21 protein-coding genes and 1 other RNA gene are annotated in these 25298 nt (G+C 63.8%); 6 read left to right on the plus strand and 16 right to left on the minus strand.

Annotated features, from left to right (window positions below; genetic code table 11):
* Positions 1 to 44: 44 nt before the first annotated feature.
* From murB to DRB19_RS01030, 14 genes are all read right to left on the minus strand, one after another.
* Complete coding sequence (gene murB, locus DRB19_RS00965; protein WP_210207427.1) at positions 45 to 968, minus strand: UDP-N-acetylmuramate dehydrogenase; 924 nt, start codon at positions 966 to 968, stop codon at positions 45 to 47.
* Positions 965 to 2380, minus strand: coding sequence for a UDP-N-acetylmuramate--L-alanine ligase (gene murC, locus DRB19_RS00970; RefSeq protein WP_114184143.1), 1416 nt, complete (start codon positions 2378 to 2380; stop codon positions 965 to 967). The genes murB and murC overlap by 4 nt, the downstream gene beginning before the upstream one ends.
* Positions 2377 to 3495 (minus strand): undecaprenyldiphospho-muramoylpentapeptide beta-N-acetylglucosaminyltransferase, encoded by a 1119-nt coding sequence (gene murG, locus DRB19_RS00975; RefSeq protein WP_114184144.1) that lies wholly within the window; start codon positions 3493 to 3495, stop codon positions 2377 to 2379. Before murG ends, murC begins: the two co-directional genes overlap by 4 nt.
* Positions 3492 to 4637, minus strand: coding sequence for a putative lipid II flippase FtsW (gene ftsW, locus DRB19_RS00980; RefSeq protein ID WP_114184145.1), 1146 nt, complete (start codon positions 4635 to 4637; stop codon positions 3492 to 3494). Before ftsW ends, murG begins: the two co-directional genes overlap by 4 nt.
* Before the next feature lie 4 nt (positions 4638 to 4641).
* A complete protein-coding gene (gene murD, locus DRB19_RS00985; RefSeq protein WP_114184146.1) occupies positions 4642 to 6036 on the minus strand; it encodes a UDP-N-acetylmuramoyl-L-alanine--D-glutamate ligase in 1395 nt (464 codons plus the stop codon).
* Between the two features lie 4 nt (positions 6037 to 6040).
* Positions 6041 to 7126, minus strand: coding sequence for a phospho-N-acetylmuramoyl-pentapeptide-transferase (gene mraY / locus DRB19_RS00990; protein ID WP_114184147.1), 1086 nt, complete (start codon positions 7124 to 7126; stop codon positions 6041 to 6043).
* 3 nt (positions 7127 to 7129) lie between these two features.
* A complete protein-coding gene (locus DRB19_RS00995; protein ID WP_114184148.1) occupies positions 7130 to 8563 on the minus strand; it encodes a UDP-N-acetylmuramoylalanyl-D-glutamyl-2,6-diaminopimelate--D-alanyl-D-alanine ligase in 1434 nt (477 codons plus the stop codon).
* Positions 8560 to 10023, minus strand: a complete 1464-nt coding sequence (locus DRB19_RS01000) for a UDP-N-acetylmuramoyl-L-alanyl-D-glutamate--2,6-diaminopimelate ligase (RefSeq protein ID WP_114184213.1) — start codon at positions 10021 to 10023, stop codon at positions 8560 to 8562. Before DRB19_RS01000 ends, DRB19_RS00995 begins: the two co-directional genes overlap by 4 nt.
* 5 nt (positions 10024 to 10028) lie before the next feature.
* Positions 10029 to 11732 carry a peptidoglycan D,D-transpeptidase FtsI family protein gene (locus DRB19_RS01005; protein ID WP_245439210.1) on the minus strand — a complete coding sequence of 568 codons (1704 nt, stop codon included), beginning with the start codon at positions 11730 to 11732 and terminating at the stop codon, positions 10029 to 10031.
* Between the two features lie 65 nt (positions 11733 to 11797).
* Positions 11798 to 12193, minus strand: a complete 396-nt coding sequence (gene ftsL, locus DRB19_RS01010) for a cell division protein FtsL (RefSeq protein ID WP_114184150.1) — start codon at positions 12191 to 12193, stop codon at positions 11798 to 11800.
* Positions 12190 to 13239 (minus strand): 16S rRNA (cytosine(1402)-N(4))-methyltransferase RsmH, encoded by a 1050-nt coding sequence (gene rsmH, locus DRB19_RS01015; protein ID WP_114184151.1) that lies wholly within the window; start codon positions 13237 to 13239, stop codon positions 12190 to 12192. The genes ftsL and rsmH overlap by 4 nt, the downstream gene beginning before the upstream one ends.
* Complete coding sequence (gene mraZ / locus DRB19_RS01020) at positions 13236 to 13733, minus strand: division/cell wall cluster transcriptional repressor MraZ (RefSeq protein ID WP_114184152.1); 498 nt, start codon at positions 13731 to 13733, stop codon at positions 13236 to 13238. The genes rsmH and mraZ overlap by 4 nt, the downstream gene beginning before the upstream one ends.
* A gap of 313 nt (positions 13734 to 14046) precedes the next feature.
* An RNA gene (gene rnpB, locus DRB19_RS01025) (RNase P RNA component class A) lies at positions 14047 to 14438 on the minus strand.
* 176 nt (positions 14439 to 14614) lie between these two features.
* Positions 14615 to 15397: a lytic transglycosylase domain-containing protein gene (locus tag DRB19_RS01030; RefSeq protein WP_114184153.1), complete on the minus strand. Its 783-nt coding sequence runs from the start codon at positions 15395 to 15397 to the stop codon at positions 14615 to 14617.
* Positions 15398 to 15689: 292 nt separating this feature from the next.
* On the opposite strand from DRB19_RS01030, the gene DRB19_RS01035 reads away from it, so the two are divergent.
* The 6 genes from DRB19_RS01035 (at position 15690) to DRB19_RS01060 (ending at position 21054) form a co-directional block, all read left to right on the plus strand.
* Positions 15690 to 15968, plus strand: coding sequence for a glycine zipper domain-containing protein (locus tag DRB19_RS01035; RefSeq protein ID WP_114184154.1), 279 nt, complete (start codon positions 15690 to 15692; stop codon positions 15966 to 15968).
* 86 nt (positions 15969 to 16054) lie between these two features.
* A complete protein-coding gene (locus tag DRB19_RS01040) occupies positions 16055 to 16780 on the plus strand; it encodes a TerB family tellurite resistance protein (protein WP_114184155.1) in 726 nt (241 codons plus the stop codon).
* A gap of 4 nt (positions 16781 to 16784) precedes the next feature.
* Positions 16785 to 17552 (plus strand): N-acetylmuramoyl-L-alanine amidase, encoded by a 768-nt coding sequence (locus DRB19_RS01045; protein WP_114184156.1) that lies wholly within the window; start codon positions 16785 to 16787, stop codon positions 17550 to 17552.
* A gap of 95 nt (positions 17553 to 17647) precedes the next feature.
* Complete coding sequence (locus DRB19_RS01050) at positions 17648 to 19090, plus strand: efflux RND transporter periplasmic adaptor subunit (protein ID WP_147021668.1); 1443 nt, start codon at positions 17648 to 17650, stop codon at positions 19088 to 19090.
* Positions 19091 to 19099: 9 nt separating this feature from the next.
* Positions 19100 to 19825, plus strand: coding sequence for an ABC transporter ATP-binding protein (locus DRB19_RS01055; protein ID WP_114184158.1), 726 nt, complete (start codon positions 19100 to 19102; stop codon positions 19823 to 19825).
* On the plus strand, positions 19822 to 21054 hold the full coding sequence (locus DRB19_RS01060; protein ID WP_114184159.1) for an ABC transporter permease: 1233 nt from the start codon (positions 19822 to 19824) through the stop codon (positions 21052 to 21054). Before DRB19_RS01055 ends, DRB19_RS01060 begins: the two co-directional genes overlap by 4 nt.
* Positions 21055 to 21093: 39 nt before the next feature.
* On the opposite strand, the gene DRB19_RS01065 is transcribed toward DRB19_RS01060, so the two are convergent.
* Positions 21094 to 21465 (minus strand): DUF6717 family protein, encoded by a 372-nt coding sequence (locus DRB19_RS01065; RefSeq protein ID WP_114184160.1) that lies wholly within the window; start codon positions 21463 to 21465, stop codon positions 21094 to 21096.
* A gap of 72 nt (positions 21466 to 21537) precedes the next feature.
* Positions 21538 to 25293 carry a methionine synthase gene (gene metH / locus DRB19_RS01070; protein ID WP_114184214.1) on the minus strand — a complete coding sequence of 1252 codons (3756 nt, stop codon included), beginning with the start codon at positions 25291 to 25293 and terminating at the stop codon, positions 21538 to 21540.
* Positions 25294 to 25298 lie beyond the last annotated feature (5 nt).

Below are 25298 nucleotides of genomic sequence, written 5' to 3' on the forward strand. Positions count from 1 at the left end.
GCGCGCCCCGTCGCATCGGACTGGGGACTGATGTTGATTCGCCTTCAGGCCCCAGATAGGCCGACGCGCTTGATTTCCCAGTCGAGCTCCACGCCCGACGCCTCGCGGACCCGGCGCCGCACCTCCTCGCCCAACCCTTCGATCTCGGCCGCCGAGGCCGAGCCGTGGTTGATCAGGAAGTTGCAGTGCATCTCCGACACCTGGGCGTCGCCGATTCGAAGGCCACGGCATCCAGCGGCGTCCACCAGCTCCCAGGCCTTACGGCCGGGCGGATTCTTGAACGTGGAGCCGCCCGTGCGGGTGTTGACCGGCTGGGTAGAGGACCGTGCTTCCGTAATGGCGTTCATCTCCGCCAGGATCTCTTCCGGGTTGCCTGGCCGGCCCTCAAAGAGCGCCTCGGTGAAGATCACGTCGTCCGGCACGCCGGAGTGCCGGTAGGTGAAGCCCATCTGCTGATTCGTGTAGGACACCGTCTCGCCCGAGCGGGTCACGCCCTTGGCTTCGACCAGCACATCCTTGGTCTCGCCCCCATAGGCACCGCCGTTCATGCGAAGGGCCCCGCCGATGGTGCCGGGAATGCCGCGCAGGAAGGACAGCCCGGCAATTCCGGCTTCCGCCGCCGCGCGGGCGACCTTCACGTCGGCCGCCCCTGCTCCGGCGCGGACCCGATGATTCGGTTCGACGGAGATTTCAGCAAAGCCCTTGCCGAGGCGAATCACCACGCCTTCCCACCCACCGTCGCGGATGAGCAGGTTCGATCCAAGGCCAACCACGAGAACCGGCACTTTTGGGTCCAGGCGGGCCAGAAAGTAAGCCAGATCGCCTGTATCCGCCGGACTGAAGAGGGTCTGGGCCGGGCCTCCGGTTCGAAACCACGACAGGGATGCGGTCGGCGCATTCGCTTCCAGCTTGCCCCGCAGCTCCGGCATCGCTGCGAGGAGGTCGGGGACGATATCGGGAAACATCAAGCCGCCTTCTCGTTCAACGCTTCGAGTTCGCCGGGCAGGGCATAGGCCCATTGGGTGATGTTTCCGGCGCCTAGGCAGAGGACATAGTCGCCAGGCTTCGCGATGCCCTTGATGAGACCGGCGAGATCCTCTGACTTGTCGAGCGCCATGGCGTTGCGGTGACCGCGCGCCTTGAGACCGTCTACCAAGCCGTCACGATCGGCTCCCGGAATGGGCTGCTCGCCTGCCGCATAGACCGGCGCGACGATCACCGCATCCGCGTCGTTGAAGCAGGTGCAGAACTGGTCGAACAGGGACGACAGGCGCGAATAGCGGTGGGGCTGCACCACGGCGATCACCTGCCCGTCCGTCGATGCGCGCGCGGCCTTGAGCACTGCGGCAATCTCGATGGGATGGTGACCGTAATCGTCGAAGATCGTCACGCCGTTCCAGTCGCCCGTGCGGGTGAAGCGGCGCTTCACGCCGCCAAAGCCTGCAAGCGCCTTGCGGATGGCGTCCGGCGACACGCCGAGCTCGTGAGCCACCGCAATGGCGGCCGTGGCGTTGAGGGCATTGTGCGCGCCCGGCATCGGCAGTACGAGATCGCTGAGCTCCAGGCGGAAGCCTGGACGGCGATCGCGGATCATGACCCGGAAGCGGTTCTGTCCGCCGCGGGAATCCACGTCCATCAGCCGCACGTCGGCCTGCGGGTTTTCCCCGTAGGTGATGATGCGCCGGTCCTCGATGCGGCCCACGAGGTCCTGCACAGTCGGGTGGTCGATGCACATCACCGCGAAGCCGTAGAACGGGATCGAGTCGATGAAGGACCGGAACGCGTCCTTGATCGCGTCATAGGTGCCGAAATGATCGAGGTGCTCCGCGTCGATGTTGGTCACGATGGCAACATCGGCCGGCAGCTTGAGGAAGGTGCCGTCGGACTCGTCCGCCTCCACCACCATCCACTGCCCGTCGCCCATGCGGGCGTTGGTGCCGTAGGCGTTGATGATGCCCCCGTTGATGACGGTCGGGTCGAGCCCGCCCGCATCGAGGAGCGTCGCCACCAGGGACGTGGTGGTGGTCTTGCCGTGGGTGCCGGCGACGGCCACGCAGGACTTGAACCGCATCAGCTCGGCTAGCATCTCGGCGCGGCGAACCACCGGCAGGCGCTTCTCGCGGGCGGTGGTCAGCTCCGGGTTGTCCCGCTTGATGGCGGTCGACACCACAACGATCTCGGCCCCGTCCACGTTCTCGGCCTTGTGGCCGATGAAGGTCTTGATGCCCTTCTCGTTGAGGCGCTTCACGTTGTAATTGTCGGAGGCGTCCGAGCCCTGCACCGTATAGCCAAGGTTGTGCATGACCTCGGCGATGCCCGACATGCCGATGCCCCCGATGCCGATGAAATGAATGGGACCAAGCTTCGGCGGCAACTTCATGAGATTTTTCCGTTATTCTTCAAAGGAACGAGTTGGAGGACCGCCTGAGCCAAGCGCTCCGCGGCGTCTGTTATGCTGGCGCTATGTGCAGCAGCAGCGGCCTGGGTCAAGCTTTCGGGTCGCTCGAGGAACGAACGGATCTCTCCCGCGAGGCGCTCCGGGGTGAACTCCGCCTGCGGCAACACGATGGCGGCGCCGATATCGCCCAAGGTCTTGGCGTTGGCGGCCTGATCCTGATCTAGGGAGCCCGGGAGGGGCACAAGGATCGAGGGCCGGCCGATGACGGCGAGCTCCGCCACCGTGGATGCGCCCGAGCGGGACACCACCAGATGGGCCTGGGCCAGCCGCTGCGGCAGGTCCTTGAAAAAGGGCTGCGCTTCGAAATCCACGCCGAGGCGTGCGTAATGGGATTGCACCCGCTCCAGATCCTCTCCCCTCGCCTGCTGGGTGATGACGATGCGGGAGCGGATCTCAGGGGCAAGCAACTCGATGGCCGGAGGAACCACGTCGCTCATGACCCGGGCGCCCTGGCTGCCCCCGACCACGAGGATTCGAAGTTTTCCACCCTCGGGCAGGGACGGATAAGGCTGCCGGGAGGCTTCGAGCACTGAAGGCCGGATCGGGTTGCCGGTGCGGACGACCTTGCCCGGAACATCCGCCGGGATGCCCTTGGTGGCCTCGAACCCGGTCGCGATCACGGAGGCCCAGCGGGCCAGAAGCCGGTTCGCCCGACCCATGACTCCGTTTGCCTCGTGGATGACGGTCGGCACCCGCAGAAGGGACGCGGCAACGACCGGAGGCACGGTGGGATAGCCGCCGAAGCCCACGACGACCGCCGGCTTCAGCCTCCGGATCTCTGGTACTGCCTTGAGGGTGCCGGCGCCGAGGAGAAGCGCTGCCTTCGCCATCTGGGGGATCGAGCGGCCGGAGGGTGTCGCGGAGGGAATCTCGATGATCTCGTCCGCGGGAAACGAACCCGCATAGGCATTGGCGCGCTTGTCGGTGGCCAGCACCACGCGCGCACCCAAGGCCTTCAAGGCGTTGGCCAAAGCCTCAGCCGGAAAGAGGTGGCCGCCGGTCCCGCCGGCGGTGAGCAGGATCAGTGGGGCGGTCATCCGCGCAGCCTGTCCTGGCCGAAGTGATCCATCATCTCGGCGCGGGGACGGCGGCGGGTGATTGCGATGAGAAAGCCCATTCCGAGGGCGAGCGACAGGAGCGAGGAGCCGCCATACGAGATAAAGGGCAGCGTCATGCCCTTGGCGGGCATCAGATGCACGTTGACCATCATGTTGATGCAGGCCTGCAGGCCGAACAGGAGCACGAGACCGGTGCCCGCGAGACGGCAGAACGTGTCCTCGCTGCGCCGCGCCAGGGAAAGGCCGCGCAGCACGATGAAGGCGAAGAGCAGAAGCAGGCCGATGCAGACCACGATGCCAAATTCCTCGGCCGTGACGGCGAAGATGAAGTCCGTATGCGCGTCCGGCAGGATGCGCTTCACGGAGCCCTCGCCCGGGCCGCGGCCGAGCCAGCCGCCGCGGGAGAAGGATTCCATCGCGGTATCGACCTGGAACGTGTCGCCCGAGGATTTGTCCAGGAAGCGTTCGATACGCTCGCGAACGTGCGGCAGGAATTCATAGGCTGCCACGATGCCGACGAGGCCCGCGCCGCCAAGGCCCATGACCCAGAACCAGTGCAGACCGGCGACGAAGAAGAGGCCGCACCACACGATGGTGATGAGCATGGTCTGGCCGAAATCCGGCTGCATGATCAGCGGAATGATCGTGGCGGGCAGGATCAGGAAAGCAAGCAACGCACCAGGCATGTCCTTGCGCCGCGAGCCTTCGGAGAAGGCCCAGGCGGCCAGCACCACGAAGGCGGGCTTCACGAACTCGGACGGCTGGATGCCGAGCGGGCCGATCATGATCCAGCGGTGTGCGCCCTTGATCTCGGGGCCGAACTTGAAGGCCAGGAAGATGAGCACCATGCCGACCGCATAGATCAGCAGCGCGAGCCGTCGCACATGGCGTAAGGACAGGAACGAAACGCACAGCAGAAGGGCCGTCGCCGGAAGAAGGAACAGGGCCTGCCGGTTCACGAAATGGAACGTCGAGAGACCAAGGCGTTCGGCCACCGGAGGACCACCTGCCATCAGGAACACGAGGCCTGCCAGAACCAAGGCCACAAGCCCTGCCAGCAGGAGCCGGTCGACAGTCCACCACCAATCGCCGAGGGCCGAGCGTTCCGCGCGTGACACCATGATTTCAAGCTCCCATCGTGGGATTGATCCCGGGCAAGGCTTTCACGAGATCGCGGAAGTGATTTCCGCGTATCTCAAAATTCGGATATTGGTCGTAGGACGCGCAGGCCGGCGACAGGAGCACGACGGTTTCGTCATCCCGTGCGGCGGCATCCCGCGCAGCCTGTTCGACCGCACGATCCAGCGTACCGCACATCTCATAAGGAACCGTATCGCCGAGAGTCGCGGCGAACTCGTCCGACGCCGCACCGATCAGGTAGGCCTTGCGGATCTTCGGGAAGTACGGCTGCAGATCCTTGATGCCGCCTTCCTTCGATTTCCCACCGAGGATCCAGAGGATGTCGTCGAAGGACTTGAGAGCCTTCTCGGTGGAATCCGCGTTCGTGGCCTTGGAGTCGTTGATGAACAGCGTCTCACCGCGCCGAGCGACCTCTTCCATTCGGTGAGGCAAGCCGGGAAAGGTGCGCACGGCTCCCTGAATCGTCTCGGCATCGACGCCACTAAGAAGCGCCACCGCGACCGCAGCCGTGGCATTCTGGGCATTATGGTCACCGCGCAGGGAGCCGATCCCTGCTAGGCGCGCCACTTCGACCGGAGCGTCGCCGAGACGGGACACAATCACATCTCCCTGTGCGTAAACGCTTCCTGGGTCATGATCCGTCAGACCGACACGGACGACCTCCGGCTTTCCGCCCGGCAACCTTCCGATGCTCGCGCGACTGATGTCGTCATCCACTCCGATGACAGCCTTCTCCGCCTTCGCGACTAGGCGCTCCTTGATGGCGGCGTAGTTCTCAATCGTTCCATGCCGGTCGAGATGATCCGGCGAGATGTTGAGGAGAACACCGATCGAGGGCGCGAGCGACGGCGCGAGATCGATCTGGAAGGACGAGCATTCGATGACGTGGATGCGCCGATCCGATGGCGGTTCGAGGGATAGAATCGCCGTGCCGATATTGCCGCCCATCTGCACGTCGCGGCCTGCTTCTCGCAGAATATGCGACACGAGCGCCGTCGTAGTCGATTTACCGTTGGTGCCGGTGATCGCAACAAATGGCGCGTTCGGGGCGATCTTCGCCCACTCGCGGCAGAACAGCTCGATATCGCCGATGATCTCGACGCCTGCAGCCTTTGCAAGCTTCGCAGACCAGTGCGGCTCGGGATGGGTCAATGGGACGCCGGGCGACAGGATGAAGGACGAAAAACGCGACCAGTCCGCCTGGCGCAGATCGGCGGTTTCGATTCCTTTGGCGGCGGCTTCCGCCATCTTGGCCGGGTTGTCGTCGCAGGCGACCACATGCGCGCCGCCGGCTTTGAGCGCGAGCGCCGTCACCAGCCCCGAGCCGCCAAGGCCGAAGAGCGCGACCGTTCTGCCTGCGAAGGTGGTGACGGGCGTCATGGGCTCACCGCAGCTTCAGGGTCGCGAGGCCGACCAGCGCCAGCACCACCGAGACGATCCAGAACCGGATCACCACCTGCGGCTCGGTCCAGCCGAGTTGCTCGAAATGGTGGTGGATCGGCGCCATCTTGAAGACGCGCTTGCCCGTAAGCTTGAACGACGTGACCTGGATGATGACGGAAAAGATTTCCAGCACGAACAGGCCGCCCACGATGGCGAGCACCACCTCGTGCTTGGCGGCGACCGCGACGGTTCCGAGAAGACCGCCGAGCGCCAGCGAGCCCGTATCACCCATGAAGATCTGCGCCGGAGGCGCGTTGAACCAGAGAAAGCCTAGCCCTGCGCCGATCAACGCGCCGCATATGACGGCGAGTTCGCCTGTTCCGGGTACGAAATGGATCTGCAGGTAATTGGAGAAAACCGCGTTGCCGGCCAGATAGGCGATGAACCCGAAGGTGCCCGCCGCGATCATGACCGGCACAATGGCCAGGCCGTCGAGGCCGTCCGTGATGTTGACCGCGTTGCCGGCTCCCACAATCACGAAGCCGCCGAACACGACGAAGAACCAGCCGAGATTGAAGATCAGCTCCTTCGAGAAGGGCAGCGCCACTTTGTTGGCGAGCCCCGGCGTCGCCATGTAGGAAATCGCAATGCACGCGATCGCCGCGATCAACGCCTCGATGGCCAAGCGCGAACGGCCGGAAAACCCCTTGTGAGACTGCTTCGTGACCTTGAGATAATCGTCATAGAAGCCGATGGCGCCGAAGCCGATCGTGACGAAGAGCACGATCCAGACATAATGGTTCTCGAGATTCGCCCAGAGAAGGGTCGAGATGAGGACGCCCGCCAGGATCATGAGGCCACCCATGGTGGGGGTGCCGCGCTTGGTCAGCAGGTGGGATTGAGGACCATCCTCGCGGATCGGCTGCCCCTTCCCCTGCCGCAGGCGCAGGAGTGAAATCATCCAGGGTCCGAACAGGAACACGATGAGCAACCCGGTCGCCGTGGCGCCGCCCGTGCGGAACGTGATGTAGCGGAAAATATTGAGGGGGCTGAAATAGAGGCTGAGCTCAGCCAACCAGGTCAACATCGATTATCCTTTCAGCGCGTGCGCCATCTGGCTCGCGCCGTAACGGTCTTTCAGGGCTTTGACAACCAAAGCCATCTTCATGCTGAGCGAGCCCTTGACCGTAACCGCGTCGCCGGGACGAACCGCCGCACAGACCGCATCGACCAGCTCTGCCGAGGTCTGCGCATGAAGCGCCACCCGCTCCTTGGGCAGCCGCCCCACGAGGTTTTCCATGAGCGGGCCAGCAGCGAAGATCAGATCGATCCCGTTTGCCTCCACGGCTTCCGCCAACCCGCGATGGAGGCTTGGACCCTCGTCGCCCAGCTCTTTCATGTCGCCCAGCACCGCAATGCGGCGTCCCTGGCCATCGAGTTCCACGGCCCCGAGATTTGCGAGCGCTGCCTTCACGGAAGCCGGGTTGGCATTATAGCTCTCGTCGATCAGAAGCGCCTCGCCTTCGTCCACGGACAGCATGGTCCTTTCGCCGCGCCCGACAGGGGGCTTCAGGTCCGAAAGCGCGAGGGCCACCGGCGCCACATGGGCCCCGAGCGCATGAGCTGCCGCCAGGACGCTCAAGGAGTTCAGGGCGATGTGCCGTCCAGGCGTACCGATCCGGTAGGTCAAAGGCTGACCGAAAACTCGAGCCTCGACCATCGAGAGGTCGGGCTTCACAAGAATGCGCTCGGCCCGAAAATCAGCCGCTTCGTGCTCGCCGAAGGTCAAAACCCGTCCGGCGTTGGACGCGAGCGCATGCGCGCGCATGCGCTCGAAATAAGGGCTGTCCCGGTTGATCACCGCCGTGCCGCCGGGCTCCAGCCCTGAGAAAATCTCGCCCTTCGCATCGGCGATGCCCCACATGGAGGGGAAGAATTCAATGTGAACCGGCTCGATGGTGGTGATCACCGCCACATGTGGGCGCACCATGCCGGTCAGGGGCAGGATCTCGTGGGCATGATTCATGCCGATCTCGAAGATGCCGAACCGGCTGTCCCGCGGGAAGCGGGCAAGCGTGAGCGGAACGCCCCAATGATTGTTATAGGAAGCCACCGATGCATGGGTCTCCCCCTGCCGGGAGAGCGCGAGGCGCATGGCTTCCTTCGTGCCTGTCTTGCCGACGGACCCCGTAATGGCGACGATCCTGGCCTGACTCCGCTTGCGGGCCGCAATCCCGAGTTGACGCATGGCCTCGAGAACGTCGGGAACCACGATCAACCTGTCAGAGCCCTCGAATTCCTGAGCTTTGTCCTCGGACACGACAGCCGCCGACGCGCCTTTTTCCAGAGCAGCTGGGACGAAATCGTGCCCGTCATGAACGTCGCCCTTGATGGCGAAGTAAAGATCGCCCCGGTTCAGCGTGCGCGTGTCGATGGATGCGCCGGAGGCGTGCGAGAAGCCGCTGCCGACGCGAGCGCCGGTTGCCGTGACGATCTCATCCAAAGTCCATAGGAGCGTACTCATCCCTGCCTCTCCGCAATAGCCGCCCGGACCTCGTCATGGTCCGAGAACGGCAGGGTCCGGTCGCCGATGATTTGGCCCGTTTCATGGCCTTTGCCGGCCACAACCAGCACATCGCCGGGCTGGAGCTCCTTCACGGCCGTGCGGATTGCCAGGGCGCGATCGCCGATCTCGCGCGCGCCCTGAGCGCCTTTCAAGACCTCGGCCCGGATTGCCGCCGGGTCCTCGGAGCGGGGATTGTCGTCGGTTACGATCACCACATCGGACCTCTCGACGGCGATGCGGCCCATGAGCGGGCGCTTGCCCCGGTCCCGGTCGCCGCCGCATCCAACGATGCAGATCAGGCGGCCGCTCGTGAACGGGCGCAAGGCGTCGAGCACATGCGAGAGGGCATCCGGCTTATGGGCATAATCTACGATACACAGGGCGCCGTTGATCTCGCCCACCTGCTCCAGACGGCCCGAGACGCCCTTGAGACCAGCGAACCCTTCCAGGACCTCGGCCACCCTCTCCTCTCCTTCAACCGCCAGAACGAGACCGGCGGCCAGGAGCGCATTCTCAACCTGGAAGGCACCCAGCAACGGCAGGGTTGTCTCGATGGTCCGCCCAAAAGCCTCAATCGTCAGCGCCTGCTTGAAGCCCTGGGGGCGCGCCTGGACGAGGCGGATGGTCTCGCCCGCGCCGCCAGAGGTCAGGAGCCGGAGTCCGCGCTGCTTCACGCCGCGCACGAAGACGTCTGCAAAGGGGCCGTCCGCATTGATGACCGCGGGAGCATCGCCTGGCAGAAGCGTATCGAAGAGACGAAGCTTCGCGGCCGCATAGGCCTCCGTCGTGCCATGATAGTCGAGATGGTCGCGCCCGAGGTTGGTAAAGCCCGCCGCACGCAGATCAACCCCGTCGAGCCGGCGCTGGTCGATGCCGTGGGAGGACGCCTCCATGGCAAGACGGGTTACGCCGTCACCCGCCAGGCGATCGAGGGTTTGATGGAGCGAGATGGGATCGGGCGTGGTCAAGGAGCCGTAGGCGGCCCCATCCGACGTGATGACCCCGAGGGTGCCGACGCTTGCCGCCTTGTGGCCCAGCATGGCGAAAAGCTGGCGCGTGAAATCGGCAACGGAACTCTTTCCGCTCGTCCCTGTGACCGCCACGACCTTTTCGGGCTGGCGCGGGTAGAGCCGTTTGGCCGCCAGCGCCAGGGCGCGGCGCACGTCATCGACGCGGATATAGGCGGCATCTCCGGAAAAATCCGTTGGGCGCTCGGCTTCGCCGACAATCGCCACGGCACCCGCCGCAACGGCCTGCGGCGCAAAGCTCAGACCGTCCGCCTTCGTGCCGGGTACGGCAAAAAACACCGTGCCCGGCTCAACCTTGCGGCTGTCGGACGCGATCTTCGCCACCGGAAGCGAGGCCTCCTGGCCATCCTTGGCCTCGGGAAGCAGATCCCCGAGACGGAGGGCTTGCATCGTCATTACTTCGATCCCCATGCGCCGAGACGCGACATCAGCGGGAAGGGCTGCGCCGGCGGCTCGAAACGCGGTACCACACCCAGAAGCGGCGCGACACGTTCGATGACGTTGCCGGTGACCGGGCCGGCGTTCCAGCCGGCGGTCGAGAAGCCGTAAGTGCCCTCAACGGCCTGCGGCTCGTCCATGATGGTCAGAAACACATATTTCGGCTTGTCCGCGGGCACCACCGCCGTGAAGGTCGTGAAGTTCTTGTTCTTGGAGTAGCGCCCGTTGATCACCTTCTCGGCGGTGCCGGTCTTGCCGCCCACGAAGAAGCCCGCGATCGCGGCCGAGGATGCGGACCCCTGCGGGACGGAAGCATTGAGGCGAAGCACGTAGCGCATGGCTTCGCTGGTCTCGGGCTTGAGAACCTGCACGGCGTTCTGACGGGCCGCCGCCTCATCGCGTTTCAGGAAGGTGGGCTTGATGAGCGTGCCACCATTCACGAGTGATCCAACGGCCATGAGCGCCTGCAACGGCGCAACCGCGAGACCGTGGCCGAACGCGATGGTCATGGTGTTGAGCTCGCCCCAGCGCGGCGGAATGATCGGGGCTGCGTTCTCCGGAAGCTCGGTCTCCAGGCGGGACAACTGGCCCATCTTGCGCAGGAAGGCCTTGTGGCCTTCCACGCCGATGCCCAGCGCCATCTTGGCCGTGCCAATGTTGGACGAGTGCACGAAGACTTCCGGCGTGGTCAGAACGCGGTGGGTCGCGTGATAATCACCGATGGTGAACTTGCCGTAGCGCAGGCCCGACCGGGCATCGAAGGACGAGTTGATGTTGTACTTGCCGGAATCGAGCGCCATGGCGACAGTCAGGGCCTTGAAGGTCGAGCCCATCTCGAAGACGCCGACATTGATGCGGTTGATGCGATCGTCGGTGAGTGCGTCAACCGGATTGTTCGGATCGTAATCGGGCAGCGACACCAGGGCGACGATTTCACCCGTGTTCACGTCCAGCACCGCGCCGGCGGTGGCCTTGGCCTTGAACTTGGCCATGCCCTTCTGGAGCTCGTCGCGCAGCGCATGCTGCACGCGCAGATCGAGGGAAAGCTGAACGGGCTTGAGGTCCGCGGCCGAAATGGCGAACCCGGCGCCATTCAGATCCTGCAGGCCCATGCTGTCGATATATTTTTCGATCCCGGCAATGCCCACATTATCCACGTTGGCAAAGCCCAGCACGTGCGCGGCGGCCTCGGCATTCGGATAAACGCGCTTGTTCTCGGGCAGGAACCCGACGCCCGGGATGCCGAGCCTGTGCACCTCGGCCTGCTGGCGCGGCGTGATCTCGCGCTTGACCCAGACGAAGCCCTTCTTGGTGCCGAGCTTGTTGCGCAGGTCGGTAGCGTCGAGGTCCGGCAGGACAGCCGTGAGAAGCTCGACCGCCTCGTCCTTGTCGACGATGTTGCGCGGCTCGGCGAAGACGGACACCATCTTTACGTCGGTGGCCAGAACGACGCCGTTGCGGTCGACGATGTCGGGACGCGCGGCGGAGATTTCCGACGAGGCCGCACGGCGCACCCCGCTCGAATTGTCGCTCGTCACCGCAAGATAGACGAGCCTGCCGCCGATCAGGCCGAACAGTCCCACGAAGCAAAGCGACGCGAGACGGACGCGCGCAGTGCTCTTGTCGACGCGCAGGCGAAACAGCTCGCGGGCATGAGTCATGATGCTCCCCTTGGAAGGAGCGCTTTGACCCTGCAGATCGGAATCGGGATGTTGCAGCACAGGCGTCACCGTTTCGGGGTTTGCGTCGTCGGAGTGCGAGATTCGCTCTTCTTGTCCTTCGGCGTCGCAGTCGGCTCAAGGAGCCCGAGCGCCTCGAGCTTGCGGCCGATCCCGTCCTCCCGCTCAGGCCGGTTCGGAAGATCGGACAGGCGCGCCAATTGCTGTATCTTCAGGGGCTGCAGGTCGAGGTGCTGGCCGACCGCATCCTGCAGGCGATCGGGCCTGTCCAGATATTGCCATTCGGCCTGCAGCACCGCGATGATGTCGCGTTCGCGCTGCACCTTGGATTTGAGCTTCGCCACCTGCTCCACGTAGTAGAGCGTCTCGTACTTGACCGAATAGGCATAGATCGCCGACGCAAACAGCGCCGTGATCGCAATGATATGAAGCAATCGGATCACCGGCGCCCTCCCCGTCTTTCGGCTGTTTGCGGCAGTTCGGCCAGCATGGTGATGGCGCTCAGCGGCTCCTGCGCGGGCGCGTCCGTGCGCGCTCCGGCCCGGAGCTTGGCGGACCGCGCGCGTGGATTGCGCGCGATCTCCTGGTCACTCGGCCCGATCGGACCTCTGGTGATCGCATCGAAGGTCGGCTGCGCGGCGGCAGTCGTCGGCAGGTGCCGCGATCCGGAAGGGGCGCGCCCCGTGCGGACCGAGAAGAACTGCTTCACGATCCGATCTTCGAGGGAATGAAACGTGACGACCACGAGACGCCCGCCCGGCTTCAGGATGCGTTCGGCCGCATGCAGCGCCCGAACCAGTTCGCCGAGCTCGTCGTTCACCGCGATGCGCAGTCCCTGGAACACCCGGGTGGCGGGATGAATGCCGTTGGGCTCCTGCCGGATCAGCGAGGCGATGAGATCCGCAAGCTGCCTCGTGGTCTCGAAAGGTTGCCGACGGCGAGTCTCGATAACGGCGCGCGCTACCGCACGGGCGCGACGCTCCTCGCCGTAATGGTAGAAGATGTCCGCAAGCTCGGCCTCGGACGACTCGTTCACCAGATCCGCGGCGCTTGGCCCTTCCTGCTCCATGCGCATGTCGAGAGGGCCGTCGTTGCGAAACGAGAAGCCTCGCTCCGCTTCGTCGAGCTGCATGGACGACACGCCGATGTCGAGCACTACGCCATCGACGCTCTCGTGGCCCTGCGATGTGGCGATGGTATCGAGATCCCCGAAGCGTCCGGGAACGAGAACGAGGCGCTTCTTCAATTTCGCCACGAGCGCGGTGCCGCCCGCGATGGCATCAGGATCCCTGTCGATGCCGATGACCGTGTTGTGGGAATGAGCATCGATAATGGCGCGCGTGTATCCGCCAGCGCCGAACGTGCCGTCTATGAACATGCCGCCGCGCTTGACATCAAGCGCCGTGCAGACCTCCGCCAGAAGCACAGGAACGTGACGGGTCGGTCCGCCAGCGGCTCCGGCTCCTGGGCCGTCGCCGCGTCCCATCATCGTTCCTGTACTCCTGGTGAGGTTCCCTGCACCATACGTGGCTCCGTTCCTCGGGCGCCCAAAGATTTCTTCAGGTCTCTGACCTTCGTGCGCGCCTCCTCCAAGTGCGCACGGAAATGCTCCGGTTCCCAAATCTGGAACTTGTGACCAAGGCCCACGAACGTCACTGCATCCGCAATCCCGGCATGTACTTTCACTGAGTCCGTCAGGATGACACGCCCCTCCGGATCGACTTTGAGGATTTCGCTGGTTCCGAACAACGCCGTCGACAGCTGATCCCGCTCGTCCGAATAGGGCGACATCGTCGACAAGAACGTGTCGATCTCGTTCAGAAGCACATTGCCGCCCGCGTCCAGCGCCGGCGCGTCGAGCGCCGGATGCACGTAGAGCCCCTCGAAACCGTCCCTGGCGAGCACCGCCCGGAAGGATGCTGGAATCGAGACGCGACCCTTCGAGTCCAACTTGTTGGTGAAATTGGAAACGAAGCGGTTCATCGGCCGCAGCTTGCGCGCTCCTGATAGTCAGCCCCCCGACAGATCGACCGGACCTGCCGCCGCCCGCAGCCAGTGAGAACGCTTCATTCCGATCGAGGACCTCGTCGCTTTTTGAGCGCTTGACGACCCCTTCGGAAGACACCGTCGGCGGGATGATTTGGGATAACATGGGATGATATGGTCGTCAACGGAGCGGGGCTGTATGGCGAAGCCTCCTGGGAGGCCTCCCACATCAGAGTCCTTTAGGGTTAATGAATCGTAAGCATGGCAACGGTTTGGGCGTGCTTTTGCAAAAAACCTAGGCAAAGAGCGGGGTGTCAGCTGGCCTGTAAGCCGGGTTTTGTAGGGCCCAAGGCTCGCGCCTTGGACGTGGCGGCCATTCCTCTGGGACGGCCATCGCTGACCGCCTCAAGCAACCAACCCGGACGACGAGCCTGGAAACCGGCCTGGCGCGAACGCCTGTCGTCCCTATTCGGTTTTGCTCCTGGTGGGGTTTACCGTGCCGTCCGCATTACTGCGTCCGCGGTGCGCTCTTACCGCACCCTTTCACCCTTACCCCAAGGCCCGAGGGCCTGTGTGGGGCGGTTTACTTTCTGTGGCACTTTCCCTGGGGTCGCCCCCGCCGGACGTTATCCGGCACCGTGCTTCCATGGAGCCCGGACTTTCCTCCCCGAGCGAACTCGGAGCGGCCACCCGGCCAGCTGACAGGTGCGATGTGGTGCACAAAGCAGGTGCGCGTCAAGGCCATACGTTCGTTCGACCACCTGTCTTCCGGGAGCGAGGGATCGATTATCACAATCTATGCAAAAGGCCGGGCTCTGCATGGCCTGGCCTTGTCGTTCGACCACAAACCTCAATGAACCGGTGGTCTTAGTATCGATTTACTCCGCGGTCGCGATGATCGTCTTCACCTTGCTGCAATAGGCGCGTGATGCACTGGTCATCGTCTGCGTCCTCAGGCCGAATTGATACCGCAGGATTGTTCCGCAGGTATCGCCGCCTGCAAGGCGGTGGGCCATGGCCAAATATTTCAGGCCGTACCGCAGGTTGGTTTCCGCATCGAGCAGCCCGGAGGCGTCGCCCTTGTAGCCGAGGGACTGGGCGGTACGGAAGTTGACCTGGGTAAGGCCAAGATTGACCCCGTTGCGGGCATTGGCGTTGTAGCGGCTCTCGATACGCACCACAGCATCGGCCAGTCCGAACGGTACGTCGTTCTCCGAGGCATATTGGGCTATCAGCGGCTTAAGGGCATTCGCCCGAACAGCGTCCGCCTGCCGGGGCCTCATGCGGGCATCCGGCTTGATCAGTTCCAGAGCCGAGGTCTGTTCCGCATCCTGCTCCTTGGCCTTTGCGACGGCGCCTGCCGCTGCGGCTTGAGCCTCATCGCCCTGTGCCGGCGACGAAGCAGACGCTTTCGCGGTCTTTCTAGCTGGATCCTTGTCGGCCTTGGCGGTTTTCTTGGACGGGGGTGAGGCTTCGGTCGCCTCGATTGCAGCCGCTTCTGGCTGCGCCTCCGCAGCTTGGGAAGCCTCGATGACGACTGCTTCGGGAAGAATGACGCTGGACCCCTCGCCCCCTTCGGCATTGACCGGGGTCGTAATCACAAGTGCAATTGCTCCCATTGCCGCAATTATCGACGTTCTCAGCAAAGGGGGCAATGTCATCCACAAGCTCCAGCAGGTTGATAGGCAGGTACAGCGTTCGGTGGAGGCCAATTAAGGCGAAGATGTGGCACGCCTATTGGCAAATGTGGCGGAGATAGACTGGAGCTTAACCATACTATTGTTTGTTTTAGGCCACTTTGCTGGGGGTACCCCGCCCACGTCCAAGCCGGAAAATTTTCTACGGAAAAACTGTTTACTGGGAACTGTTTTAATTGTGGCGAGTTGGCGAGAGCGTAAGGCCAAGCTAAGTAGGGCTGGGCCGCCTACAGCCCGCAAGACAAGGGAAGCTTCCATGAAAAAGATCATCACAGCGATTGCCGCCGGCGCCCTCACCCTCTCGATGGCTGCCTGCAACACCCCTGGCGAGCGGGCCGTTGGCGGCGCCGCGATCGGTGGCCTGGCGGGTGCCGCCATCGGCGGCGCGGCGACGGGCCGTGGCAGCGGCGCTCTCGCGGGCGCGGCGATCGGTGCTGCCGGCGGCGCGATCGTCGGTGCGTCCACCGCCCCGCGCGGCCCGGCCTGCCCCTATGGCACCTATCAGGACGCTTACGGCAACATCTATTGCCGCTAATCGCACCTGAATTTCAGTTCGAGGGGCCGGGATCTGATCTCGGCCCCTTTCCTTTTGACGGGTCTTGAGCGTACCAATCACTCACGATGATACAGACGATTTGGGGCAAGTTGAGCGGCGCCGGCATCGGCCTGGCGCTTGGAGGGCCGATTGGCGCACTGCTGGGCGGCGTCGCCGGCCATGTGCTCGTCGACCGCGAGGGCGCCATTTTCGGACGCCCTCCCCGCGATGTCATGTTCACCATGGGCTTGGTTGCCCTCGCGGCCAAGATGGCGAAAGCCGACGGCATCGTGGTGGACCGGGAGATCAAGGCCTTCGAACAGGTGGTCGAAGTGCCCGACGAGGAACATGAAAGGGTGAGCCGGCTGTTTCGCCTCGCCATGGAAACGACGGAAGGGTTCGAGGCTTATGCTCGCCAGATCGGGGACGCGTTCAAGGACGAGCCCGCGTTGTTGGAGGATGTGGTCGACGGGCTGTTCCACATCGCCAAGGCCGACGAGGCCGTGCACGAAGCCGAATTCGCCTATGTGCGCGACGTGGCGACGATCTTTGGTTTCACGCCGGCCGATTTCGAGCGCATCGCCGCGCGGCACGTGCGCCGGGCGGATGATCCCTATCTGATCATCAAGGCCGACAGGGACATGAGCGACGAGGACCTCAAACGCCACTACCGCAGGCTCGTGGCGGAGAACCATCCGGATCGCGAGATCGCCCGAGGATTGCCTCCGGAGGCCGTGAAGATCGCAACCGAGCGCCTGGCCACCATCAATGCCGCGTGGGAGCAGATCGCAGCCGAGCGGAATATCAGGTGACCTGATGAACGGTCCGCTTGCCCCTGAAAGTCCTGTTGCGGCGAAAGTCTTTCCTTCGCCCAACCACGGAGAGCGCAAGGATAATGCCCGTCCCAGCATGATCATCCTGCACTATACGGGCATGCCTGACGAAGGCGAAGCTCTGCAATGGCTGAGCAATCCCGTGTCGCAGGTATCGGCCCACTATTTCGTCTTCTCCGATGGGCGTGTTCTGCAGATGGTGCCGGAGACGCGTCGGGCCTGGCATGCCGGCATCTCCTCCTGGGATGGCGAGGTCGACATCAACTCCCACTCGGTCGGGATCGAGATCGCCAATCCCGGCCATCCAGGTGGCCTGCCCCCTTTTCCTGACGCGCAGATCGACAGCGTTGCGGCCCTGACCAAGGATATAGCGACCCGGTGGCGGATCCCTGCCGTCCGAGTCCTCGGCCACTCCGACATTGCGCCTGGCCGCAAGCTCGATCCGGGTGAGGCCTTCCCGTGGGAGCGCCTGCATCGGGAAGGCGTGGGCCATTGGGTCCCGCCGGCCCCCGTCCGGGATGGGCGCTTCTTCTCCCGTGGGGACCAAGGCATGCCCATTGAGGCCCTTCAGGCCATGCTGGTCATGTATGGCTACGGTTTGAGGATCAACGGCGTCTTCGACGAAGACACCGAGAAGGTCGTGGCAGCCTTCCAGCGCCATTTCCGGCCGGAGCGCGTCGATGGGGTCGCCGATGCCTCGACCATCACCACTCTGAGGGACCTGATCGCCAAGCGCCCAAGCGCCGCATGACAACAACTGCCGCATGACAAAGAGTTAACTCGAATCCAGGTGAGATTTCGGTCACAATCCCAAAGTTGGACGGCAGGTCCCAAGGGGGTTTTCCGGTGCGTCGGGTTTGGGTCTATCTGTTGATGATGCTGGCGGTGGCCGGCATCGCGGGGTTTTTCTTATGGCAGCCGACGGGCGGCAACGCTTCGGACGCGGCATACCGGCTCGCATCGATCGACCGGGGCCCCATCACGGCAAGCGTCCGGGCGACCGGAACGCTGAGCCCGGTGACAACCGTTCTAGTCGGATCGCAGCTTTCCGGCCAGGTGGTGGAAATTCTCGCCGACTACAACACACCGGTCAAACAGGGCCAGGTGGTGGCTCGCCTGTATTCCGAACAGATCAAGTCCCGCCGCGACGCCGCCCAGGCGGATCTCGCCCAAGCCAGGGCCGACCGGGACACCAAGAGCGCGCAAATCGATAAGGCGAAGTCAGCACTCGCCCGCTCCGAAGCCCTGGCGGACGACCTCGCGGCGCAACGCGACCGCGCTCAAGCGCAGCTCGCGGAGGCGCAGCGCAATTTCGATCGGCAAGCGGAACTCGTGAAACGCGCCGCCGCAACACAAAACGCTCTGGACCAGTCGGAAACCCAACTCGACATTCAGAAGGCAACTCTCGCCTCGGCCGACGCGCAGATCGCCTCGAACCATGCCGAAGCTGCTGGTCTCAAAGCCGATATCGCGCTGGCGGAAGCAGGGGTTAAATCGGCCGAGGCGGTCATTCTCCAGCGTCAGGCAAAGCTGAGGGATATCGAGATCGATCTTGCGCGCACGGACGTTCGCTCCCCTGTCGACGGTGTTGTGGTCAAACGCGACATCGAACTGGGCCAGACCGTTGCTGCCTCTCTATCGGCCCCGACTCTTTTCACCATCGCGCAGGACCTGCGGGAGATCGACATCTACGCCAATATTGACGAGGCGGATGTAGGCCGCCTGAAGGCTAGACAGAGCGTCAGCTTCACGGTCAATGCCTATCCGAACCGCACCTTCGGCGGCACGGTGCGAATGGTGCGCCTTGGAGCCCAGACGGTTCAGAATGTCGTGACCTATACGGCGGTGATCGGCGTTACGAACCCTGATCAGGCGCTCCTGCCTGGCATGACGGCCAACCTTCAGATCGTCACGGATGAGCGGGAGGATGTGCTGCGCATTCCCAACGCGGCGCTGCGCTTCCGCCCCGCCGGAACGTCCGCACCCGCATCCGTGCGGGGTCCTGCGTCGGAAGCTCAGGGCGTGGCCCGAACAGCAAAGCGCAAAAGCGCCACAATGGATGCCCCGGACGACGGAACCGATGGGCGAATCTACCAGCCTGGTCCTGACAACAACCCGCAAGCGGTGGCGGTTCGACTCGGGGTGACGGACGGCAATTATACCGAGATCCTGCGAGGAGACGTGCAGGAGGGCGCAGCCATCATCATCGGCGGCGCACGCACGGGTTCCACGGCGGACCCCAATGGGTCCGAGCGGAGTCCCCGCCCACGCCCCCCGCGCATGTTCTAAGGGTTCGCGATGGCTTTGATCGAAACGCGCGCACTAGGACGGGTCTATGACTTGGATGCTGGACGCGTTGTGGCCCTGGATCACGTGTCCCTCGACATCGACGAGGGTGATTTCGTCGCCGTGATGGGTCCGTCCGGTTCCGGCAAGTCCACCTTCATGAACTTGATCGGATGTCTGGACAAGCCATCAAGCGGCCAATACCGGCTCGCGGGAACGGCAGTCGAGACGCTGGACGCGAACGGTCTCGCCCGGCTGCGAAACCGCGAGATCGGCTTCGTGTTCCAGCAGTTCAATCTGCTGCCGCGCACCGATGCCCTTGGCAACGTGGCCCTGCCGATGATCTATGCAGGCGTCGACCGCAAAGCCCGCCAGGACAGAGCCCTCAAGGCCCTCGGACGGGTGGGCCTTGCGGATCGGCACCATCATCGCCCCATGCAGCTGTCGGGCGGGCAACAGCAGCGCGTCGCCATCGCGCGGGCATTGGTGAACAGCCCAAGCCTGCTGCTCGCCGACGAGCCTACCGGCGCCCTCGACAGCCGAACCGCCAACGAGATCTTAGGCTTGTTCCAGGAGCTGAACCGGGAAGGCGTGACCATCGTTCTCGTGACCCACGATGCGGATGTAGGCCGTCACGCGCGCCGCCTGATCCGCTTCAAGGACGGCAAGGTCATCGAAGATCATCGGCAGACACCCCTCGACGCCCGTGACCACTTGGGTGCGGAGAGCGCAGCGTGAGGTTGCTAGAAGCCATCCGCTCCGCTTTTTCGGCCATCCTGGCAAATGCGCTGCGCAGCCTGCTTACCATGCTCGGGATCGTCATCGGGGTTGCGGCGGTGATCACCATGGTGGCGATCGGCTCCGGTGCGCGCAACCTCGTCGATTGGCAGATCCGCTCCCTAGGGGCAAACCTCGCCATCGTGACGCCCGGCAACGTCACGCAGGGCGGCGCACGCCTCGGTGCAGGCGCCGCCTCCACCCTGACAGACGAGGACGCGCAAGCGATCCGGCGCGAGGTCGACGGCGTCGTGGCCGCTGCTCCCTTCGTGCAGGGCGCGGCCCAGGTGGTGGCGGGCGGCAGCAACTGGGGAACCCGCATCTACGGCATCGATCTCGACTGGTTCGAGGCTCGCGAATGGGAGGTCGCGGATGGGCGAAGCTTCGATCCGGAAGAGCTTCGCCGAGGCGACATCGTCATCATTCTCGGGCAGACGGTGGCCCGCAACCTGTTCGGCGAAGAGGATCCGCTCGACAAGACCGTGCGGGTGCGCAACGTCCCGTTCCGCGTCATTGGCGTCATGGCTCCAAAAGGTCAGTCTGCCTTCGGCCAGGATCAGGACGACGTGATCTTCGTACCGCTCGATGCAGGCCGCCGCCGGGTGATCGGCCGCAACTATGCGAAGGACGGTTCGGTCGGCTCGATCTTCGTGAAGTTCGCCAACGAACAGGATATCGAGCCCGGCATCGAGAGCATCACTCACCTTCTACGCCAACGTCACCGCGTAGTCGGTGAGCAGGAAGACGATTTCGCAATCCGCAACCTGACCGAGATCGCCAACACGGCCTCGGCCTCGGCCAACACGCTCTCGATCCTGCTCGCAGCGGTGGCGGCCGTGTCGCTCCTGGTCGGCGGAATCGGCATCATGAACATCATGCTGGTCTCCGTGACCGAGCGGACGCGGGAAATCGGCCTGCGTCTCGCCGTCGGAGCCCGCCCCCGCGATATTCTGAGCCAGTTCCTGATCGAAGCGACGACCTTGTCCACGATCGGCGGAGGCCTCGGCGTAGCCCTTGGCGCAGGGGCCGCCTATCTGGTGGCGCAGATGGCAGGCTGGCCCTCGCTGGTATCCACGAACGCCATCGTGATAGCGGTCGGGTTCTCGGCCCTCGTCGGCATCTTCTTCGGGTTCTACCCGGCAAGCCGAGCGGCCAAGCTCGACCCTATCGAGGCGCTCAGGCGGGAGTAGCTGCTCGGTCAACTGCTTCCACGCTCAGTGGAAGCAGTTCTAGATCGGCTCACCCTTGGCGTAGATCTTCTGGGGCGCTTTCGGGAAATACTTGAAGAGCGCGGGGCAAAGCCAGCCTTCGCGGTTCTTCCCCTCCTCCCTGTACCAGTTTCCGCCAAACTCCTCGCGGACCAGGGTCAGCTCGACCTGATAGCCTGGGAAAGGCGTGGTGGAGAAGATCAGCCGAAAGCCGTTCCGTGCATTCGGGATATTTCTCACCGCATCGTCGATCATCTGCGGAATGCCGGAGACGAAAGGCTCCCGCACGAGGCCGGCAGCCGGGTCATCGAAGACCCAGGTCCCGTGCGAGAGGTAGGGCTGAATGACGAGTAGCGCGTTGGATGGAGGTACGGCGGGTGTCGAGAGATCCATGGCGTGCACACGTTGAATGTTTCTTCGTGCGCCTGACGTGGTGATCCCCGGGTTATTCCGCCACCCGGAGCGTCACTCCGCCGCCATCGCCCTGTAGCTTGCCGGATCATAGTTGAGGATCGGCGACAACCAGCGCTCCACTTCCGGGATGCTCATGCCTTTGCGGCTGGCGTAATCCTCCACCTGGTCCCGCTCGACCTTGGCGACGCCGAAATAGTAAGCATCCGGGTGCGACAGGTAGAGACCCGACACTGAGGAGCCAGGCCACATGGCATAGGATTCGGTCAGCGTTACGCCGATGCTGCGCTGGGCGTTCAGGAGGCTGAACAGGGTCGCCTTCTCCGTATGGTCAGGCTGGGCCGGATAGCCCGGCGCTGGACGGATGCCCTGGTACTCCTCGCGGATCAGATCCTCGTAGGTGAGGGCTTCATCCGGCGCATAGGCCCAGAACTCCTTGCGCACGCGCTGGTGCATGCGCTCCGCAAAGGCTTCGGCGAGGCGGTCGGCGAGAGCCTTCACGAGGATCGACTGGTAGTCGTCGTTCGCGCGCTCGAACTTCTCCGCAATGCGAACCTCCTCGATGCCCGAGGTCACGACGAACGCGCCGACATAATCGGCCTGGGCGCTCTCGACCGGCGCGACGAAATCGGAGAGGCAGAGGTTCGGCTTGCCGTCCCGCTTGGAGAGCTGCTGGCGCAAGCCGTGCAGGGTCGCAAGCTCCTCGGAGCGGCTTTCGCCGGTGAAGAGGCGGATGTCATCCCCAACCGCATTGGCGGGCCAGAAGCCGATCACGGCCTTCGGGTTGAACCAGCGTTCGTCCGCGAGGCGCTTCAGCATCATCTGCGCGTCCTCGAAAAGCTGACGGGCGGCAGCGCCCTGCTCCGCATCCTCCAGGATCGCCGGATAACGACCTTTCAGCTCCCAGGTCTGGAAGAACGGCGTCCAGTCGATATAAGGCACCAGCTCCGCCACGTCGTAGCTGCGGAACACGCGGGCACCTGTGAAGGTGGGTTTCGGCGGCTGGTAGGACGACCAATCGATCTTCGGCTTATTGGCCCGCGCCTTCTCGAGCGGGAGACGCTGCTTGTCCGCCTCGGACCGGGCATGGGCGTCCGCCACCTTGCGGTACTCGGCCTGAATGGTTTCCACGTAGCCGTCCTTCATGTCCGGCGACAGAAGCGACGACACGACACCCACGGCACGGCTCGCGTCGGTTACGTAGACCGCCTGGCCGTTGTTGTAGTTCGGGTGGATCTTCACCGCCGTGTGGACCCGGCTCGTGGTCGCGCCACCGATGAGGAGCGGGATCTCGAAACCCTCACGCTCCATCTCGCTGGCCACATTGACCATCTCGTCCAGGGATGGCGTGATGAGACCGGAAAGGCCGATGATATCGACGTTCTCCTTGCGGGCCGTATCGAGAATCTTCTGAGCCGGCACCATGACGCCCAGGTCGATGACCTCGTAATTGTTGCAGGCGAGAACCACGCCGACGATATTCTTGCCGATATCGTGCACGTCGCCCTTCACGGTGGCCATCAGGACCTTGCCGGCGGTGGAACGCCCGGTTGCCCCGGACGCCTCCTTCTCGGCTTCCATGAACGGCATAAGGTAGGCTACGGCCTGCTTCATCACGCGCGCGGACTTCACCACCTGCGGCAGGAACATCTTGCCTGCCCCGAAGAGGTCGCCGACCACGCTCATGCCCGCCATGAGCGGACCTTCGATCACGTGAAGGGGACGCTCGACGAACAAACGGGCCTCTTCCGTGTCCTGTTCGATGAACTCGGTGATGCCGTTGACGAGCGCATGTTCCAGGCGCTTCGCGACCGGCCAGGAACGCCATTCCAGATCGGCAGCCTTGACGGCGCCCGAACCGTCTCCCTTGAACCGCGACGCTGCCTCGAGCAGGCGTTCCGTCGCATCGGGGCGGCGGTTGAGAACCACGTTCTCGCACAGCTCGCGCAGTTCCGGGTCGATCTCGTCATAAACGGCAAGCTGGCCGGCATTCACGATGCCCATATCCATGCCGACCTTGATGGCATGGAAAAGGAACACGGAGTGCATCGCTTCCCGCACCGGCTCGTTGCCGCGGAACGAGAAGGATAGGTTCGACACGCCGCCCGAGATATGCGCGTGCGGCAGCGTCTCGCGAATGATCCGTGTCGCCTCGATGAAGGCTACGCCATAATCATTGTGCTCCTCGATGCCGGTCGCAACCGCGAAGACGTTGGGGTCGAAGATGATGTCCTCCGGCGGGAAGCCGACCTCCTCCGTCAGAATTTTGTAGGCGCGCGTGCAGATCTCGACCTTTCGCTCCAAGGTGTCGGCCTGACCCTGCTCGTCGAACGCCATGACGACGACCGCAGCGCCGTAGGACCGGCAGATTTTCGCATGCTCAATGAAGGACTCGATGCCCTCCTTCATGGAGATCGAATTGACGATGGCCTTGCCCTGGATACACTTGAGCCCGGCCTCGATTACGTGAAACTTCGACGAATCCACCATGATCGGCACGCGAGCAATGTCAGGCTCGCCTGCGATCAGGTTCAGGAACTCCACCATGGCCTTCTCGGAATCGAGCAGGCCTTCGTCCATATTGATATCGATGACGGTTGCGCCGTTCGCGACTTGGTCGCGCGCCACGTCAAGGGCCGCTGCATAATCGCCGTTGGTGACGAGCTTACGGAACTTGGCCGAGCCTGTGACGTTCGTGCGCTCCCCCACGTTCACGAAGGGAATGTCGGGGGTGAGCACGAAGGGCTCGAGCCCGGACAACCGCATCATCGGCTGAACGACCGGCACCTGACGCGGGGCTTTTCCGGCGACCGCTTCGGCAATGGCGCGGATGTGGTCAGGCGTGGTGCCGCAACAGCCGCCGACCACGTTGACCAAGCCCGAATCGGCGAACTCCGCCAGCATGGAAGCGGTCGCTTCCGGGCGCTCGTCATAGAGGCCGAACTCGTTGGGCAGGCCAGCATTGGGATAGGCGCAGACCAGCGTGTCCGCCACCTTGCCAATTTCCTGAATATGCGCCCGCATCTCGCGCGCGCCCAGGGCGCAATTGAGGCCGATGGAGAAAGGATCCGCGTGGCGGACGGAGTGCCAGAACGCCGTAGGCGTTTGACCCGAAAGGGTACGGCCGGACAGGTCCGTGATCGTGCCCGAGATCATGATCGGCAGCTTCACGCCGCGCTCGGCGAAGACCTGATGCGTCGCAACGATGGCCGCCTTGGCGTTGAGCGTGTCGAAGATCGTCTCAATGAGGATGATCTCGGACCCACCGTCGATGAGCCCTCTCACCTGCTCGGCGTAAGCCGCGCGCACCTCGTCGAAGGTGACAGCGCGGTAGCCGGGATTGTTCACGTCTGGCGAGATCGAGAGGGTGCGGTTCGTCGGGCCGATGGCGCCCGCGACGAAACGGCGACGGCCGTCTGATTTCTCGGCAAGAAGCGCGGCTTCACGTGCTAGGCGCGAGCCCTCGAAGTTGAGCTCGTAGACGATCTCCTCCATGCCGTAATCGGCTTGGGCGATCGAGGTGCCGGAGAATGTGTTCGTCTCAACGATGTCTGCACCGGCGAGGAAATAGTTGAGATGGACCTCCCGCACTGCATCCGGCTGCGTCAGGATCAGGAGGTCGTTGTTGCCCTTGACGTCCTGTTTCCAGTCTTTGAAACGCGGGCCGCGGAAGTCCTCTTCAGAGAACCGGGACCTTTGCAGCTCGGTTCCCATTGCGCCGTCGAGCACGAGGATGCACTTGGATGCGGCCTCGCGAAGCGCTCTGAAAATATCGGCGCCATTGGCCGGCGAAGGAGTAAAGCTGGTCATTTTCT

Origin of the sequence: Microvirga aerophila (genome assembly GCF_003332305.1) — a bacterium.
Lineage (GTDB): Bacteria > Pseudomonadota > Alphaproteobacteria > Rhizobiales > Beijerinckiaceae > Microvirga > Microvirga aerophila.